Origin of the sequence: Kitasatospora sp. NPDC059571 (assembly GCF_042735675.1) — a bacterium.
Classification (GTDB): Bacteria; Actinomycetota; Actinomycetes; order Streptomycetales; family Streptomycetaceae; genus Kitasatospora.
In genome coordinates, this window is the sequence record NZ_JBHWBW010000057.1 from 8368 (window position 1) to 26253 (window position 17886).

Genomic DNA, 17886 nt, shown 5'->3' on the forward strand with positions numbered 1-17886 from the left:
CCGGGCCTGCGGGGGGCGGGGCCGTCGCCCGGAAACCCAATTGTGGGGTTCAGGATTCATCCTGACCCGCACATTCACTGGTGTCCGAGGGGGGACTTGAACCCCCACGCCCGATAAAGGGCACTAGCACCTCAAGCTAGCGCGTCTGCCATTCCGCCACCCGGACGGGGTGTGTTGCCTGGGGTTTCCGTTTCCTTCGCCCCCTGGCGACAGAGAGAACACTACCAGGCTGCGGGAGTGCTTCTCACCTGCGTTTCTGTCCTGTCCGGCGGGCGATTCGGACGAATCCGGGCGAATGTGTGTGGAGGGGGCCGGAGCGGGCAGGCGAGTCCGCGGGGTCGATCGGTCGGGAGGCGCGCGTGGTGCTGGGACGGCGGAGAGCGGCGGCAGGACAGGTGCAGCCGGAGCGCGGCTTGCGCCGCCGGTACGGGGCGCTCGTGTGGCTGGGTGCGCTGCTGGCTGCGGCGGCGATTTTCGGGCTGCTGTACACCGCGTTCGCGACGGTGACCGGCATGCTGCTGTTCGGCTGGCTGCTGCTGTTCGGCGGGCTGGTCGGCTTGGTCCACGCCGTGCTGAACCGGAAGGAGAACTACTTCTGGCTCGGCTCGGCGGTGGCGGCACTGAACCTCGCGGCGGGCCTGGTCCTGGTGGTCCGGCCGCATGCGGCGCCGGACGGCCTGACGCTGTTCGCGGCCCTGCTGTTCCTGAGCGCCGGCACCTTCCGGCTGGTGGGCGGGATCGCCGTGCGCGGACCGCAGTTCGGCTGGACGCTGCTGGTGGGGACGCTGGACGTGGTCCTCGGCCTGCTGGTGCTCGGGCAGTGGCCGAGCACCTCGCGGTACACCCTCGGACTGTACTTCTCGCTGTGGCTGCTCTTCGACGGCCTGGGGCTGATCAGTATGGGCATCGGCGGTCGCCGGATGATCGGGATGGTGGGCGAGGCGCGGGCCGCGGCGGAGGCCGAGACGGCCGCGCAGGCCGGCACCCTCCCGCCCACCGGACAACCCGCCGGAGAACCCACCGCACAGCCCGTCGGGCAGCCGACCGGACAATCCGCCGGTCCGCCCGGGGGTCCGCCCGCGGCGGCGGACCTGGGAGCGGACCGTGCTGATCTGGGGAAACCGCCTCCAGACTGACCGATCCGCTGGTACAACGAATCGTGATCGGAACCAACAGGTCCGATTGCGTCCGCATGTGGTCGGAAGAGTTCACCCGCCGCCTAGTTCCAGTCCCTTTACCAAGGGGGGACGGGTGCTCTCCTAGCCTCTGTGGACCAAGGGAGCCTTGAGCGGAACGCCCGAATCCCGAGCAGCCGCCGGTCGGCGGCGCCCCGTGCGTGCGGCTGTACGGACGAGCCTCCCGTCACAGTGCGAAGGGTGGCTGACGTGGAACAGATCAGCGGGGCGGCCGAGACGACGGCGCCGCGACCGGCGGCGAGACGCCGCGGCGCCGCGCCCGATCCCGGTGTGTGGCGCTTCGTCGCGGCGACCGAGGAGGCCTCGGTGCCGCAGACCAGGCATGCGGTGCGCGACCGCCTGCTGGCCCAGGGCATGGGGGGCGAGCGGTACCAGGAGGTGGTCGACGACCTGCTGCTCATCGTCTCCGAGCTGGTCAGCAACGCCGTCACCCACGCAGCCGTGGTCTCGCCCCGCCTGGTCACCGAGCTGGTGATCGGCGACGGCTGGGTGCGGATCTCGGTCGAGGACGCCCACCCCTACCGCCCGAAGGCCCTGGAGAGCGACCTCGGGAAGCTGGGCGGCCGGGGCCTGCTGCTGGTCAAGAGCATCACCCTGCAGGCCGGCGGCGTCTGCGACGTGGAGCGCACCGGCGAGGGCGGCAAGGTGGTCTGGGCCTCGCTGCCGCTGCCGGCCCCGCGGAGGGCGGAGCCGGACGGCGGCGGCTGGCGGGTCTGAGCCCGAGGGCTCCGGCGGACCCGCGGTGCTACCAGTCGCGTCCGCCGGTGATCTCGCGGATCCCGGGCAGCGCGGCCTCGAAGACCGTCCGGAACCACACCGAGAACGGCTTGGCCTCCTGGAGCTCCTTGAGCTCCTGCGCGGTCACGAAGCGGTAGTCCGCGACCTCCGCCGGGTCGGGCTTCGGCTCGGCGGTGACCAGCCCGACGAACAGGTGGTTCCACTCCCGCTCGATCAGGCCGGAGGCCTCGTCGGGCAGGTCGTAGCGGACGGTGCCGGCCTCGCAGAGCAGCGCCGGCGCCGTGCCGAGCTCCTCGGCGGTGCGCCGGGCGGCGGCGGCGAACGGCTGCTCGCCCGGGTACGGGTGGCCGCAGCAGGTGTTCGACCACACGCCGGGGGAGTGGTACTTGCTGAGCGCCCGCTGCTGGAGCAGCAGCCGGCCGTGCTGGTCGAAGAGGAAGACCGAGAACGCGCGGTGCAGTCGGCCCGGCTGCTGGTGGGCCCAGTGCTTCTCCGCGGTGCCGATGGTCAGACCGTCGTCGTCGACGAGCTCCAGCAGGATCTCCGCTCCCGCAGAGGGCTGGTCGGCGTCGGTGCCGGAGCCGATCTCGGTGGTGAGCTGAGTCCGGCTGGTCGACGAGGTGTCGGGCATGAGGTCCCCTTCGCAAGTGGCGTCGGGGCCCAAGTCTGCCCCATGTCGGGAACCGCTGCCGGAGCGACGCACACCGGGCCCGGGAACAGGCGAATGACCGGTTGATGTGTTCGATCGGTGATCGGGTTCGTCGCGGACTCTTCACCTTGTGTCCGTTCGAAGAGCGGGCATACGCCCGATATCTACCGGTGGGCCGCTTGAACGCGGGGCGGGCCGTCCGGAATGATGATCCGACGGCCCGACCGCCGCCCCCGCCCGTCGGTTGCCGAACCCCGCGGCCCCGTGCCGCCCGCCGCACCCCCGGCCGACCGCCCCCGTAGCAGGGACCGCCCGTTTTCGGGGGTAAACGGACCGTCCGGTAGCCTCAACCGGTGCGTCGGCCCGAGGTCCGGCGCCACCACCACGTACCGTCCCACCGCACTCCGTTGTGGCCGGACCGCACACCACCGCCAGGGAGTGAGTCCCGCTGTCCACTGTGATCGTGACCGGCTCCGAACGGGCCGCCGCCTACGGGGCCGGCGGCCCGCTCCAGCCCACCGGGACGGGGGCCCTCGGCTCCGCCGCACCCGGCGCCACCGCCACCGTGACCACGGTGCCCATCCCCGCCCAGGCCGGGCCGGGCCGCCGCACCGCCGGGCCGGACCCGGCCCCCGGCGGCCTCACCGCCGATCTCGCCGCGCTCGGCTTCGACCGGGTGCTGCACGCCCGTGATGCCGCCGAGGCCGCCGCCCTGCTGGCGGAGGAGAGCGCCGAGCGCATCGCGGTCCTGGACGCAGGCTTCGTCGGCCACCGGCACGCCCTGCGCCTGGCGCTCACCGACCCGCGCTTCCCGGCCGGCGCCCTGCCCGGCGCCGTCGCCGTGGCCGGCGCCCCGGCCCGGGACGCCCTGCTCGCCGCCGCCCGCCGCCTGGCCGGGCAGCCCGCCGCCGGCGGGAGCCTGCCCGACGCCCTGGCCGACGCCCTCCAGCAGGACGGCGTGCCCGTCCAGCGCCCGGAGCTCGGCACCCTGGTCGCCACCGTGCCCGCCACCGGCGAGGAGCTGGCCGCCGCCCGCGCCGCCGTCGCCGCGGTGGACGAGGAGGCCGTCCGGCTGCGCCGCGCGGTCAAGGCCCGCGACGGCTTCTTCACCACCTACTGCGTCAGCCCGTACTCGCGCTACCTCGCGCGCTGGTGCGCCCGTCGCGGCCTCACCCCGAACCAGGTCACCACCGCGTCCCTGGTCACCGCCCTCGCCGCGGCGGCCAGCGCCGCCACCGCGACCCGCGCGGGCTTGGTCGGCGCCGGCCTCCTGCTGCTCTTCTCCTTCGTCCTGGACTGCACCGACGGGCAGCTCGCCCGCTACTCGCTGCAGTACTCCACGGTCGGCGCCTGGCTCGACGCCACCTTCGACCGGGCCAAGGAGTACTCCTTCTATGCGGGCCTGGCGATCGCCGCCGGCCGCGGCGGCGATCACGTGTGGGCGCTGGCGCTGGCCGCGATGGTGCTGATGACCTTCCGGCACAGCGTCGACTTCGCCTTCATGGCCGCCGACCAGGAGACCGCCCGCAACCCGGTCACCGCCGGCACCAAGGCGCAGACCGGGAACACCAGCCCCACCGCGCAGCTGTCCAACCGCCTCGACCGGGTCGGCTGGACGGTCTGGGCCCGGCGCATCATCGTGCTGCCGATCGGCGAGCGCTGGGCCCTGATAGCCCTGCTCACCGCCCTCACCACGCCGCGCACCACGCTCACCGTGCTGCTCGTCGGCTGCGCCCTGGCCTGCTGCTACACCACCGCCGGCCGGGTGCTCCGCTCCGTCAACCGGCGCCGCCCGCGCACCGACCAGGCCGCCCGCGAGGTCGCGATCCTCGCCGACGCCGGCCCGCTCGCCGAGCTGCTCGCCCCGGTGCTCCGCCCGGTCGCGCGCCGCCTCCCGGCGCTCGCCGTCCCGCTCGTCGCCGCGCTCGCCGCGGCCGGCCTGCCCGCCGCCGTGTACGTGCTCGGCGGCACCTGGGCCTCGGTCGGCGCCGCCGCCGGCTACGTCCTGCTCTGCTCGCTGGTCACCGCCCGCAAGCTCAACGGCGCACTGGACTGGCTGGCCCCCGCGTTCTTCCGCGCCGGCGAGTACCTGACCGTGCTCGCGCTGGTGCTGCGCCTGGACACCGCGAGCCTCCCGGCCGCGTTCGGGCTGGTCGGGGCCGTCGCCTACCATCACTACGACACGGTGTACCGCCTCCGCGGCGGCACCGGCGCGCCGGCCCGCTGGCTGGTTCGCGCGACCGGCGGACAGGAGGGCCGGGCGCTGCTCGTCACCCTCTGCGCCGTCCTCGTGTACGGCGGCACCCCCGTGGGGGCCGTCGGCCACGAGGGGCCCGGAGCGGCCGCCCTGCAGGGCGTGCTGGTGGCGCTGGCCGCCGTCCTGGCCCTGGTCGTCGTCGCCGAGTCCATCCACTTCTGGGTGTTCGGCGACGCCACGGCAGAACACGACGAATCAGGAGACACCGCATGATCGGCCTCGTCCTGGCAGCCGGCGCCGGCCGCCGGCTCCGCCCCTACACCGACACCCTGCCCAAGGCGCTGGTGCCGGTCGACGGGGAGCGGACCGTCCTGGACCTCACCCTCGGCAACTTCGCCGAGGTGGGGCTGCGCGAGGCCGCGATCGTGGTCGGCTACCGCAAGGAGGCCGTGTACGACCGCAAGGACGCGCTGGAGCAGAAGTACGGCGTCAAGCTCACCCTGGTCGAGAACGACAAGGCCGAGGAGTGGAACAACGCCTACTCCCTGTGGTGCGCCCGCGAGCTGTTCGGCGAGGGCCTGCTGCTCGCCAACGGCGACACCGTGCACCCGGCGTCCGTGCAGCGCACCATGATCGAGGGCAACGCCCGGCTGACCGCGGAGGGCACCGCCCCCGGCATCCTGCTCGCCCTGGACACCGTGAAGAAGCTCGCCGACGAGGAGATGAAGGTCGTCGTCGACCCCGCCCTCGGCATGCGCCGCATCACCAAGCTGATGGACCCCTCCGAGGCCACCGGCGAGTACATCGGCGTGACGGTCATCAACCCGTCCGCCAAGGACGCCCTGGCCGACGCCCTGCAGGCCACCTTCGAGCGCGACCCGCAGCTGTACTACGAGGACGGCTACCAGGAGATGGTCAACCGCGGCCTGCGCATCGACGTGCAGCCGATCGGCGAGGTCTCCTGGGTCGAGGTCGACAACCACGACGACCTCGCCCGCGCCCGGGAGATCGCGTGCCAGTACTGACCCGGCTGCTGCCCTCGCCGCTCTTCGTCGAGATCCGCCCCGGCGCGCTCGACGCTCTCGGCGGGATCCTCGCCGACCAGCGGCTGTCCGCCTCCGGGCGGATAGCGGTGGCGATCAGTGGCGGCTCCGGCACGGTGCTCCGGGAGCGGCTGGAACCGCTGCTCCCGGGCGCCGCCTGGTACGAGGTCGCCGACGGCACCCTGGACAGCGCGGTACGCCTCGCCGACCAGATGCGCGGCGGCCACTTCGACGCCATCGTCGGCCTCGGCGGCGGCAAGATCATCGACGCCGCGAAGTACGCCGCGGCCCGGGTCGGACTGCCGCTGGTCGCGGTCGCCACCAACCTCGCGCACGACGGCATCTGCTCCCCGGTCTCGACCCTGGACAACGACGCCGGCCGCGGCTCCTACGGGGTGCCCAGCCCGATCGGGATCGTGGTCGACCTCGACGTCATCCGCAAGGCCCCGCAGCGCTTCGTCGCGGCCGGCATCGGCGACGTGGTCTCCAACATCTCGGCCTGCGCCGACTGGGAGCTCTCGCACCGGATCACCGGCGAGCCGGTCGACGGCCTGGCCGTCGCGATGGCCCGCTCGGCCGGTGAGAACCTGCTGCGCCACCCCGGTTCGCTGGAGGACGAGGACCTCCTGCTGGCCCTGTCGGAAGCCCTGGTACTGTCCGGCATCGCGATGAACATCGCGGGCAGCACCCGGCCCTCCTCGGGCGCCTGCCACGAGATCTCGCATGCCCTGGACGTGCTGTACCCCAAGCGGTCCGCCCAGCACGGCGAGCAGTGCGGCCTCGGCGCAGCGTTCGCCAGCTTCCTGCGGGGCGAGCGCGAGCTCTCCGGTCTGATCGCGGACCGGCTGGCGAGCCACGGCCTGCCGGTCACCGCTGAGCAGATCGGCTTCACCGAGGCGGAGTTCACCGAGGCGGTGCACTACGCCCCGAACACCCGCCCGGGACGCTTCACCATCCTGGAACACCTCGACCTCTCCCCATCCGACATCAGGGACGCGTACGCCGACTATGTCCAATCAGTCCACCGCTGACCGCCCCCCGGTCGACCTGACCCGCCGGCCCTCCATCGAGGAGCTGCGCGCCGTCATCCACCCGGAGGGCATGCTCCAGCGCCGCAGCGCGGAGCACTGGGCCGGCCGCCTCTACATGCGGAAGATCTCGCTGCGGATCACCCGCGTGCTGAGCACCGTCACCTTCATCACGCCAAACGGCCTGACCTACCTGATGATGCTGACCGGCATCCTGGCCGGCGCCGCGCTGGTGATCCCCGGCCTGGCCGGCGCCGTGCTCGGCGCCCTGCTGATCCAGGTCTACCTGCTGCTGGACTGCGTCGACGGCGAGGTCGCCCGGTGGCGCCGGCAGACCTCGCTCACCGGCGTCTACCTGGACCGGGTCGGCCACTACATGTCCGAGGCCGCGCTGCTCACCGGCCTGGGCCTGCGCGCGACCGACCTGTTCCACCAGGAGGGCACCGCCGCCGCGTGGCAGTGGGCCTTCCTCGGCACCCTGGCCGCCCTCGGCGCGATCCTGATCAAGTCCGAGACCGACCTGGTGGACGTGGCCCGCGCCCGCAGCGGGATGACCGCCGTCGAGGACAGCGCCTCGGTGCCGCGCTCGGCCGGTGTCGCCAAGGCCCGCCGGGCCGCCTCGCTGCTGAAGTTCCACCGCCTGGTCGGCGCCGTCGAGGCCTCGCTCTTCATCCTCGCGGCCGGCATCGCCGACGCGGTCCACGGCGGTCTCTACTTCACCCGCCTGGCCGTCGTGGTGCTCGCCGCCATCGCCATGCTGCAGACCGTGCTCCACCTGCTCAGCATCGTCCTGTCCAGCAGGCTGCGATGAGCGACGCGCTGCGGCTGGGCGCCGTCATCATCACCCAGGGCAACCGCCCCGCGGAGCTCAACGCGCTCATCGAGTCGGTGCGCGCCCAGGACGGCCCGCCGGTGGAGATCGCGGTGGTCGCCAACGGTGCGCCGCTGCCCGTCCTGCCCGCGGACGTCCGCGCCACCGAGACCGCCGAGAACCTCGGCATCCCGGGCGGCCGCAACGTCGGCATCGAGCTGTTCGGCCCGGACGGCCGGGACGTCGACGTGGTGCTCTTCCTCGACGACGACGGCCTGCTGCCCGGCCGCGACTCCGCGGAGCTGCTGCGCCGCGCCTTCACCGAGGACCCGGCGCTCGGCATCGTCTCGTTCCGGATCGCCGACCCGGAGACCGGTGTCACCCAGCGCCGGCACGTCCCCCGGCTGCGCGCCAGCGACCCGCTGCGCTCCTCCCGGGTGACCACCTTCCTGGGCGGCGCCAGTGCCGTGCGCACCGCGGTCTTCCCGCAGGCGGGCCAGCTGCCGGCGGAGTTCTTCTACGCGCACGAGGAGACCGACCTCGCCTGGCGCGCACAGGACGCCGGCTGGACCATCGACTACCGCGCCGACGTGGTGCTGCACCACCCCACCACGTCGCCGGCGCGGCACGCCAGCTACTTCCACAACGTGGCCCGCAACCGCGTGTGGCTGGCCCGACGGAACCTTCCGGCCCCCCTGGTGCCTCTCTATCTGGGGACCTGGTTCCTGCTCACGGTGGCCCGCCGCCCGTCCGGTGACGCGCTGAAGGCCTGGCTGGGCGGGTTCAAGGCCGGCTGGCGCGAGCCCTGCGGTCCGCGACGGCCGATGCGATGGCGTACTGTATGGCGATTGACCAGGTTGGGTCGGCCGCCCGTTATCTGATGGCAGTAGCCGGCAGCCCCACTGCCGGTCGGAATATCCCCCGTGATCCCTGTGGATCAACCCGGACCGCCCCGCGGAACGGACTTCCGATCCCGTGAAGGACGAATGTGTCGACAGTGAGTGACCAGGTCAGCCTCTCCACACCCGCCGGGGCTGACGCGGGTCTGACCCAAAAGGAGATGGCCGCCAAGTACGGCCTGACGGTCAGCGGCGCCCGTCCGACGCTGCCCGCCTACATCCGGCAGCTGTGGGCGAGGCGGCACTTCATCGTGGCCTTCGCCACCGCCCGCCTGGTCGCGCAGTACACCACGGCCAAGCTCGGCCAGCTGTGGCAGGTGCTGACGCCGCTGCTGAACTGCGCGGTGTTCTTCCTGGTCTTCGGCGTCATGATGAAGACCCGTGACGGCATCCCCGAGTACCTCCCGTGGCTCTGCATCGGCGTCTTCGTCTTCCAGTTCTCGCAGAGCGCCATCCAGGCCGGCACCCGGTCGATCTCCGACAACCTGGGCCTGATCCGCGCGCTGCACTTCCCGCGCGCCAGCCTCCCGGTCGCCTTCACCGTCATCCAGCTCCAGCAGCTGCTGATCTCGATGGTCGTGCTGGTGGGCATCGTGATGGCGAGCGGCCAGATGCCGGGCATGACCTGGCTGCTGATCATCCCGACGCTGATCCTGCAGTGCCTGTTCAACACCGGCCTGGCGATGATCATGGCCCGGATCGGCTCGAAGACCTCGGACATCTCCCAGCTGATGCCGTTCCTGCTGCGCACCTGGATGTACATCTCGGGCGTCATGTACAGCATCCAGGGCGCCATCGCGAACTGGCCGCCGTTCGCCAAGACCCTGCTGTCGTGGAACCCGGCGTCCATCTACATGGACCTGATGCGCTACGCGTTCATGCCGACCACCTTCAGCAAGCACTACTACCCGCACCACCACCTGACGCTGCCGAACCACATCTGGGCGATCGCCCTCGCCTGGGCGGTCGGCGCCTTCGTGCTGGGCTTCGTGTTCTTCTGGCGCGCCGAGGAGGAGTACGGCCGTGGCTGACACCATTTCCACCCCCGTTCGAGGAGCAGACCCCGCCATGGGCCAAGCGATCAGCGAGACCCGCGTGCCGACCGTGGTCGCCGACGACGTGCACATCGTCTACAAGGTGCACGGCGCGGGTTCCGGCAAGGGCAGTGCCACCTCGGCGCTGAGCCGGATCATCTCCCGCAAGAAGTCGCCGGCCATCCGCGAGGTGCACGCCGTCCGCGGCATCAGCTTCACCGCCTACAAGGGCGAGGCGGTCGGCCTGATCGGCTCCAACGGCTCCGGCAAGTCGACCATGCTGGCGGCGATCGCGGGCCTGCTGCCGACCGAGCGCGGCGGCATCTACACCAACGGCCAGCCGTCCCTGCTGGGCGTCAACGCGGCGCTGATGAACGACCTCACCGGTGAGCGCAACGTCGTCCTCGGCTGCCTGGCGATGGGCATGTCCCCCGCCGAGGTGAAGGCGCGCTACCAGGAGATCGTCGACTTCTCGGGCATCAACGAGAAGGGCGACTTCATCTCGCTGCCGATGCGCACGTACTCCTCCGGCATGGCGGCCCGCCTGCGGTTCTCCATCGCCGCGGCGAAGACCCACGACGTGCTGCTGATCGACGAGGCCCTGGCCACCGGCGACCAGAAGTTCCAGCGCCGCTCCGAGGCCCGGATCCGTGAGCTGCGCAAGGAGGCCGGCACGGTCTTCCTGGTCAGCCACAACAACAACGCGATCCGCGACACCTGCGAGCGCACCATCTGGATCGAGAAGGGTGAGCTCATCATGGACGGGCACACCGACGAGGTCGTCCGCGCGTACGAGAAGCACAACCAGGGCTGATCGCTGCCCGTGACGGGGCCGGTGCCCGGGGTTCGCCCCGGGGCACCGGCCCTGTGCCGTGCGGTGGTGAGGGATGCCCTGACCGGGTGCGGGAGGCGTGTCCGACGCGGACGCGGCGGCGGCACCGGTGTAGAACGGGGGAGTGACGGCAGTGGCGGCTTCGGCCAAATCAGACAATAAGACGGATGGTGTTGGGGTGGGCGGCGACCGGACGGGCCTCACCCGAACGGACGACACCACCCTGGACAAGGCCGATCTGGAGAACTTCCCGGTCGCACCGGCCTTCCTGCCCGCCGCCTGGCGCACCGACCTGATGGCGGTCTACGGCTTCGCCCGGCTGGTCGACGACGCCGGCGACGGCGACCTCGCCGAGCCGGAGCGGGTCGCCGAGCTGCTCGGGGCCGACCCGGCCGGCGCGGCCGACCCCGACCCGACGGCCTTCCGGCTCGGCCTGCTGGACGCCCTGGAGAGCGACCTCGACCGGGCCTTCGAGGCCGCGCTCGACGCCGCCGCCGAGCCGCCCCGCCACCCGCTGATACGCGCGCTCGTCCCGCTCGCCCGGCGGCACCCGGTCACCCCCGAGCCGTTCCGGCGGCTGATCGAGGCCAACCGCGTCGACCAGACCACCACCCGCTACGCCACCCACGACGACCTGCTCGGCTACTGCACGCTCTCCGCCGACCCGGTCGGCCGACTGGTGCTGGCCATCGCCGGGGTCTCGACCCCCGAGCGGGTCGCCCTCTCCGACGCCATCTGCACCGGCCTGCAGATCGTCGAGCACCTCCAGGACGTCGCCGAGGACCTCGGCCGCGGCCGGATCTACCTGCCCGCCGAGGCCATGGCGGCCTACGGCGTCACCGAGGCCGACCTGGCCCGGCCGACCGCCTCCCCGCGGGTGCGCGACCTGGTCGCGTACGAGGCCGACCGGGCCCGGACCCTGCTGGACCGAGGCGCGCCGCTGGTGGGTACGGTTCACGGGAGGCTACGGCTGCTGCTCGCGGGGTTCACCGCGGGCGGGTACGCGGCCCTGGAGGCCGTCGGGGCCGCCGGGTACGACGTGCTCGCCCAGCAGGCGAAGCCGGACAAGCGCCGCCTCGCGCTGCGGGCGGCGGCACTCTTCGCGAAGGGAAGGTGAACGCCCGCGTGGCGGCATCACCACTGGCGTCGGCGCCGGTCATGGCGGCCTACCGGTACTGCGAGGCGGTCACCGGACTGCAGGCCCGCAACTTCAGCTACGGCATCCGGCTGCTGCCGGAGCCCAAGCGGCTGGCCATGTCCGCGCTCTACGCCCTCGCGCGCCGGGTGGACGACATCGGCGACGGCGACCTGCCCGCCGAGCGCAAGGCCGAGCAGCTGGGCCGCACCCGCGCGCTGCTGGAGGAGATCCGCTCCGGCGGCGTCGGCGAGGACGACACCGACCCGATCAAGGTCGCGCTGGCGGACGCCGCCCGGCGCTTCCCGATCCCGCTCGGCGGCTTCGACGAGCTGATCGACGGCGTCGAGATGGACCTCAAGGGCGTCGAGTACCGGACCTTCGACGACCTCAAGGTCTACTGCCGGTGCGTGGCCGGCTCGATCGGCCGGCTGTCACTCGGCGTGTACGGCTGCGAGGACCCCGAGCTCGGCGAGCGCTACGCCGACACCCTCGGCCTGGCCCTGCAGCTCACCAACATCCTGCGCGACGTCCGCGAGGACGCCGCGAACGGCCGCACCTACCTGCCCACCGAGGACCTCGTCCGGTTCGGCTGCGAGGACGGCTTCGGCTCGCCCGTGCCGCCGCCCGGCGCCGACTTCGCCGGGCTGGTCGCCTTCGAGGCGCAGCGCGCCCAGGCCGCCTTCGAGGAGGGCCTGCGGCTGCTGCCCATGCTCGACCGCCGCAGCCGGGCCTGCACCGCCGCGATGGCCGGCATCTACCACCGGCTGCTCGGCCGGATCGCCGCGGAGCCGGAGTCGGTGCTGCGCGGCCGCGTCTCCCTGCCGGGCTGGGAGAAGGCGTACGTGGCGCTGTCCGGGCTCGCCGGAGGGCGTTCTTGATTCTTTCGCCAGGTATGTCACGCTGTGTCAACAGGGAATCACGGACGGATGCGGTGTTGTTGTCCACCAGGAAGCGTCGGGACCACGGCAGGGGGTGCGGAGCATGACGACACGGACGCCGGCGGAGCGCCCCGCCGCCGTCGTGGTCGGCGGCGGCCTGGCCGGCATCACCGCCGCCCTGCGGCTGGCCGAGGCCGACCACCGGGTCACCCTGCTGGAGACCCGGCCGCGCCTCGGCGGCCTGGCCTTCTCGTTCCGCCGCGGTGACCTCACCGTCGACAACGGGCAGCACGTGTATCTGCGCTGCTGCACCGCGTACCGCGGCCTGATCGACCGCCTGGGTGCGGGCCGACTGGTGGATCTCCAGCCCCGGCTGGACGTCCCGGTGCTCGGGGTGGACGCCGCCGGCCGGCGGACCTTCGGCCGGCTGCGCCGGGCCGGGCTGCCGGTGCCGCTGCACCTCGCCGCCAGCCTCGCGTCGTACCCGCACCTCGGCCCCGCCGACCGGCTGCGGGTGGTCCGCGCCGCGCTCGCCCTGAAGGCGCTCGACCTGGCCGACCCGGCGCTGGACGGGCTCTCCTTCGGCGAGTGGCTGCGCCGGCACGGCCAGACCCCGGCCACCGTCGCCGCCCTGTGGGACCTGGTGGGCGTCGCCACCCTCAACGCCACCGCGGAGCAGACCTCGCTCGCGCTGGCCGCGATGGTGTTCAAGACCGGCCTGCTCTCCGACCCCGGGGCCTCCGACATCGGCATGGCGAACGTCCCGCTCGGCGAGATCCACCACGACGCCGCGCTGGCCGAGCTGGAGCGGGCCGGCGTCCAGGTCCGGCTGCGCACCCGGGCGGTCGAGCTCAAGCCCGCCGAGCGGCACGCCGTCCGGCTGGACGACGGCGAGCTGCTCACCGCGGACACCGTGGTGCTGGCCGGCGCGCAGGACGCTGCCGCCGCGCTGCTGCCGCCCGGCTCGATCCCGGCCCAGCACCGCCTGGCGGAGCTGGGCACCGCGCCGATCCTCAACGTCCACGTGGTCTACGACCGCCGGCTGCTGCGCCGCCCGTTCTTCGCGGCGCTCGGCTCCCCGGTGCAGTGGGTCTTCGACCGGACGGCGCACTCCGGGCTGGCGGTGCCGGGCGCCCAGTACCTGGCCCTGTCGCAGTCGGCCGTGCAGGACGAGATCGACCTGCCGGTCGCCGAGCTGCGCAGCCGCTACCTGCCGGAGCTGGCGCGGCTGATCCCGGGCGCCCGGGAGGCGCGGGTGCTGGACTTCTTCGTCACCCGCGAGCGGACGGCCACCTTCGACCCGGCCCCGGGCACCGCCGCACTGCGGCCCGCCGCACGGACGGACGTCCCCGGCCTGCTGCTGGCCGGCTCGTGGACGGCCACCGGGTGGCCCGCGACCATGGAGAGCGCGGTGCGCAGCGGCCATGCCGCGGCCGACGCCGCACTCGCCGGCTCCGGGCGGCGGCTGCCCGCCGACCGGGGCGACGGGCGGTGGCCGCGATGACGGCCCGCCCCATCACGACTGAGAACACACCGGGCCTGCCGACCGCACCGGCCGGGCCTACGCATGGAGAGGGAACGTTCGTGGAGGCTCGCACCCAGGCCGGCGGCTCGGTGAAGGACACCCCGTCGGTGCTCGACCTGCTGGCGCGCGGCCGGACCATGTGCACCCCGTCGCTGCGCGAGGCCGTCGCCCGTCTGGCGGCACCCATGGACACCGTCGGGGCGTACCACTTCGGCTGGATCGACCGGGCCGGCAACCCGGCCGCGGGCGACGGCGGCAAGGCCGTGCGTCCCGCGCTGGCCCTGCTGTCGGCGGAGGCGGCCGGTGCATCGCCCGAGGTGGGAGTGCCCGGAGGGGTCTCCGTTGAACTGGTGCACAACTTCTCCCTGCTCCATGATGATCTGATGGACGGTGACGAGACCCGACGGCACCGTGCCACGGCGTGGACGGTCTTCGGCCCGGCCCAGGCGATCCTGGTCGGCGATGCCCTCGCAACGCTGGGCACCGAGGTGCTGCTGGACGCTGCCGTCACGGGCGGGGCGAGTGCGGCGGACGCCGCGCGCGCCGTCCGGCTGATCACCACCGCCACCCGCGGGCTCATCGACGGCCAGGCCATGGACGTCGCCTTCGAGCAGCGCGACGTGGTCACCGTGGAGGAGTGCCTGCAGATGGAGGGCGGCAAGACCGGCGCCCTGCTGGCGGCCTCCGCCGCGATCGGCGCCGTCCTGGCCGGCGCCGACGACCGGGTGTCCGACGCGCTCCAGCGTTACGGTTACCACCTCGGCCTGGCCTTCCAGGCCGTTGACGACCTGCTGGGGATCTGGGGCGCCACCGAGGTCACCGGCAAGCCGCACTGGGGCGACCTGCGCCAGCGCAAGAAGTCGCTGCCGGTCTGCGCCGCGCTCGCCGAGGGCGGCGCCGCCTCCCGCCGGCTGGCCGAAGAGCTCGCCGACCCGAAGGGCCGGGGCGAGGAGAGCGAGGAGCAGCTCGCCGCCCGCGCCGGCCTGATCGAGGAGGCGGGTGGCCGGGCCTGGACTCAGGAGGAGGCCCGCCGCCAGCACCGCACGGCCCTCGCCGCACTGGACGAGGTGCCGATGACCGACGAGGTGCACGAGCACTTCGTCGCACTCGCCGAATTCGTGGTGGTACGAGAGAGGTGACGTGAATTGACAGCAACCGCGGGCGGCCGGCTCGACCCCGAGTACGATTCCGAGCCGGTCGCGGTGGGTGACCGCCGAGTGGCACCTGACCGGGTGACCGCCCGGCAGGTGCCGGTGCCGGACGGCCCCGTTCCGCCCCCCGACGCCGCAGTCCCCGCCGACGCCCCGACTGCGGTAGGACCATCTGACGATGTGCCGGTCGCGGAGACGCTGGAGCGGGCCACCGCCCACCTGCTGTCACTGCAGAGCCCGGAGGGCTGGTGGAAGGGCGACCTGGAGACCAACGTCACCATGGACGCCGAGGACTTGTTACTGCGCGAGTTCCTGGGGGTCCGCACCGCGGACCAGACCCGGGCCACGGCAGCCTGGATCCGCTCGCAGCAGCGCGCGGACGGCACCTGGGCGACCTTCCACGGCGGGCCGCCCGAGCTCTCCACCACCGTCGAGGCGTACGTCGCCCTGAGACTCGCCGGGGACACCCCCGACGCCCCCCACATGCAGGCCGCGGCCCGGTACGTCCGGGAGTCCGGCGGCATCGCCGCGACCCGCGTCTTCACCCGGATCTGGCTGGCCCTCTTCGGCTGGTGGCCGTGGGACAGACTCCCCGAGCTGCCACCCGAGATCCTCTTCCTGCCCCGCTGGGCACCGCTCAACATCTACGCCTTCGGCCAGTGGGCCCGGCAGACCATCGTGCCGCTGACCGTGGTCTCCGCACACCGCCCGGTACGGCCCGGGCCGTTCACCCTCACCGAACTCCACACCGACCCGGCCGACCCGCACCGCGTCCGGCCGCTCGCGCCCGCGGCCACCTGGGACGGCCTCTTCCAGCGCCTCGACCGGCTGATGCACCACTACCACCGCTACGCGGTGCGGCCGCTGCGCCGGGTCGCGCTCGCCCGGGCGGGCCGGTGGATCGTCGACCGGCAGGAGGCCGACGGCTGCTGGGGCGGCATCCAGCCGCCGGCCGTCTACTCGCTGATCGCGCTCCACCTGCTCGGCTACGGGCTCGACCACCCGGTGATGAAGGCCGGGATGGACGCGTTCGACGGTTTCACCGTGCACACCGAGGACGGCCGGCGCTGGCTGGAGGCCTGCCAGTCCCCGGTCTGGGACACCTGTCTGGCCACCGTCGCGCTGCGCGACGCGGGCCTGCCAGCCGACCATCCCGCGCTGGTCCGGGCCGCCGACTGGATGCTCGGCGAGGAGATCACCACCCCCGGCGACTGGTCGGTGAAGCGCCCGCGGCTGGCCCCCGGCGGGTGGGCGTTCGAGTTCCAGAACGACACCTACCCCGACATCGACGACACCGCGGAGGTCGTCCTCGCCCTGCGGCGGGTCGCCCACCCCGAGCCGGCCCGGCTGACCGGCGCCGTGCGCCGGGGCGTCGAGTGGAGCCTCGGCATGCAGTCCCGCAACGGGGCCTGGGGTGCCTTCGACGTGGACAACACCAGCCCGCTCCCCAACAAGCTGCCGTTCTGCGACTTCGGCGAGGTCATCGACCCGCCGTCGGCCGACGTCACCGCGCACGTCGTGGAGATGCTCGCCGAGGTCGGCCGCGCCCGCGACCCGCGCACGCTGCGCGGGGTCGCCTGGCTGCTGGAGAACCAGGAGCCCGACGGATCCTGGTTCGGCCGCTGGGGCACCAACTACATCTACGGCACCGGCTCGGTGCTGCCCGCCCTGGTCGCGGCCGGGATCGAGCAGGACCACCCGGCGGTCCGCCGCGCGGTCCACTGGCTGGAGAGCAGACAGAACCCGGACGGCGGCTGGGGCGAGGACATGCGCTCCTACGACGACCCGGCCACCTGGGCCGGGCGCGGCGACTCCACCGCCTCGCAGACCGCCTGGGCCCTGATGGCGCTGCTCGCCGCCGGCGAGGGGCCGGACGGCGCGCACAGCGCAGCGGTCGAGCGCGGGGTGCGCTGGCTCGCCCGGACCCAGCGGCCGGACGGCACCTGGGACGAACCCCAGTTCACCGGCACCGGCTTCCCCTGGGACTTCTCGATCAACTACCACCTCTACCGCCTGGTCTTCCCGGTGACTGCGCTCGGCCGGTACGTCACCGGGCAGCCGGTCGGCGCGGGCGTCGGCGGGCACCGTGCCGGAACGTCACTGCACGGCACGACGAGCGGAGGAGAACGATGACCGGCGACCCCCTGCTCGTGCTCTGCGCGCTCGGACCGGAGGCCTGGGCGCTGCGCGGCGGCGACTGGGCCGACGGGGCCGGCGGCCCCCCGGTCCTGGTCCGGACGGGCATCGGGCGCCGCCGCGCCGGGCAGAGCGTGCGCGCGGTCCTCGGCCGCGGCGGCTACGGCGCCCTGGTGGTGGCCGGGTTCGGCGCGTCGGTGGCCCCCGGCGTGCGGCCCGGCGACGTGATCGTGGCCGACGCCGTCCGCGACGCCGAGGGCCACGTCTTCGCCCTCGAGTCCGGCCGGGCGATGGCCAAGGCCCTGCAGTCGCACGGCCTGACCACGCACATCGGCCTGCACCACACCGCCGACCACGTGGTGCGCGGCGCCGAGCGCCGCGCCCTGCACCAGCGCGGCGCACTGGCGGTCGACATGGAGGCCGCCGGCATCCTCGCCGCCCGCGCCGACACCCGTCCGGAGCTGCCCGCCGCCGTCCTGCGGGTGGTGGTCGACACCCCGGAGCACGAGCTGATCCGGCCGGGGACCCTCCCGGCCGGCCTCCTGGCCTGGGGGGGGGGGGGGGCGCCGCGCGCAGCCGCGCCGCGGCGGTTGAGGGGGGGGGCGCGCCGCGCGGGGGCGCGGGGGGCGCC

General features: G+C 73.5%; 16 protein-coding genes and 1 tRNA gene. 15 read left to right on the forward strand and 2 right to left on the reverse strand.

Annotated elements, in window-relative coordinates; translation table 11 throughout:
• Window positions 1-78: 78 nt before the first annotated feature.
• Window positions 79-166: transfer RNA gene (locus ACFV0G_RS09750), tRNA-Leu, on the reverse strand.
• A gap of 199 nt (window positions 167-365) precedes the next feature.
• Between ACFV0G_RS09750 and ACFV0G_RS09755 the strand changes: the two genes are divergently transcribed.
• Window positions 366-1136 (forward strand): PT domain-containing protein, encoded by a 771-nt coding sequence (locus tag ACFV0G_RS09755; RefSeq protein ID WP_380544479.1) that lies wholly within the window; start codon window positions 366-368, stop codon window positions 1134-1136.
• A gap of 249 nt (window positions 1137-1385) precedes the next feature.
• On the forward strand, window positions 1386-1913 hold the full coding sequence (locus tag ACFV0G_RS09760; protein WP_380544482.1) for an ATP-binding protein: 528 nt from the start codon (window positions 1386-1388) through the stop codon (window positions 1911-1913).
• Between the two features lie 28 nt (window positions 1914-1941).
• Here ACFV0G_RS09760 and idi read toward each other — a convergent pair whose 3' ends face one another.
• A complete protein-coding gene (idi, locus tag ACFV0G_RS09765) occupies window positions 1942-2565 on the reverse strand; it encodes an isopentenyl-diphosphate Delta-isomerase (RefSeq protein WP_380544448.1) in 624 nt (207 codons plus the stop codon).
• Window positions 2566-3259: 694 nt separating this feature from the next.
• Here idi and ACFV0G_RS09770 point away from each other — a divergent pair.
• The 13 genes from ACFV0G_RS09770 to ACFV0G_RS09830 form a co-directional block, all read left to right on the forward strand.
• Window positions 3260-5053 carry a DUF5941 domain-containing protein gene (locus ACFV0G_RS09770; protein ID WP_380544485.1) on the forward strand — a complete coding sequence of 598 codons (1794 nt, stop codon included), beginning with the start codon at window positions 3260-3262 and terminating at the stop codon, window positions 5051-5053.
• A complete protein-coding gene (locus tag ACFV0G_RS09775; RefSeq protein WP_380544451.1) occupies window positions 5050-5805 on the forward strand; it encodes a sugar phosphate nucleotidyltransferase in 756 nt (251 codons plus the stop codon). The genes ACFV0G_RS09770 and ACFV0G_RS09775 overlap by 4 nt, the downstream gene beginning before the upstream one ends.
• Complete coding sequence (locus tag ACFV0G_RS09780; protein WP_380544454.1) at window positions 5793-6854, forward strand: iron-containing alcohol dehydrogenase family protein; 1062 nt, start codon at window positions 5793-5795, stop codon at window positions 6852-6854. Before ACFV0G_RS09775 ends, ACFV0G_RS09780 begins: the two co-directional genes overlap by 13 nt.
• A 70-nt stretch (window positions 6855-6924) precedes the next feature.
• On the forward strand, window positions 6925-7662 hold the full coding sequence (locus tag ACFV0G_RS09785) for a CDP-alcohol phosphatidyltransferase family protein (protein ID WP_380544488.1): 738 nt from the start codon (window positions 6925-6927) through the stop codon (window positions 7660-7662).
• Window positions 7659-8543 carry a glycosyltransferase family 2 protein gene (locus ACFV0G_RS09790; RefSeq protein ID WP_380544457.1) on the forward strand — a complete coding sequence of 295 codons (885 nt, stop codon included), beginning with the start codon at window positions 7659-7661 and terminating at the stop codon, window positions 8541-8543. The genes ACFV0G_RS09785 and ACFV0G_RS09790 overlap by 4 nt, the downstream gene beginning before the upstream one ends.
• A 179-nt stretch (window positions 8544-8722) precedes the next feature.
• Entirely contained in the window at window positions 8723-9592 is an 870-nt protein-coding gene (locus tag ACFV0G_RS09795) for an ABC transporter permease (protein WP_380544461.1), read from the forward strand.
• Between the two features lie 37 nt (window positions 9593-9629).
• A complete protein-coding gene (locus ACFV0G_RS09800; RefSeq protein ID WP_380544491.1) occupies window positions 9630-10409 on the forward strand; it encodes an ABC transporter ATP-binding protein in 780 nt (259 codons plus the stop codon).
• Between the two features lie 196 nt (window positions 10410-10605).
• Window positions 10606-11544, forward strand: a complete 939-nt coding sequence (gene hpnC / locus ACFV0G_RS09805) for a squalene synthase HpnC (protein ID WP_380544464.1) — start codon at window positions 10606-10608, stop codon at window positions 11542-11544.
• 41 nt (window positions 11545-11585) lie between these two features.
• Window positions 11586-12443 (forward strand): presqualene diphosphate synthase HpnD, encoded by an 858-nt coding sequence (gene hpnD / locus ACFV0G_RS09810; protein ID WP_380544494.1) that lies wholly within the window; start codon window positions 11586-11588, stop codon window positions 12441-12443.
• A 103-nt stretch (window positions 12444-12546) separates the two neighbouring features.
• Complete coding sequence (hpnE, locus tag ACFV0G_RS09815; protein WP_380544467.1) at window positions 12547-13947, forward strand: hydroxysqualene dehydroxylase HpnE; 1401 nt, start codon at window positions 12547-12549, stop codon at window positions 13945-13947.
• Window positions 13944-15107 carry a polyprenyl synthetase family protein gene (locus tag ACFV0G_RS09820; protein ID WP_380544470.1) on the forward strand — a complete coding sequence of 388 codons (1164 nt, stop codon included), beginning with the start codon at window positions 13944-13946 and terminating at the stop codon, window positions 15105-15107. Before hpnE ends, ACFV0G_RS09820 begins: the two co-directional genes overlap by 4 nt.
• A 192-nt stretch (window positions 15108-15299) precedes the next feature.
• On the forward strand, window positions 15300-17252 hold the full coding sequence (gene shc / locus ACFV0G_RS09825) for a squalene--hopene cyclase (RefSeq protein WP_380544473.1): 1953 nt from the start codon (window positions 15300-15302) through the stop codon (window positions 17250-17252).
• On the forward strand, window positions 17249-17886 hold a 638-nt coding region (locus ACFV0G_RS09830), incomplete at its 3' end, for a hypothetical protein (protein WP_380544476.1). The genes shc and ACFV0G_RS09830, both read left to right, overlap by 4 nt.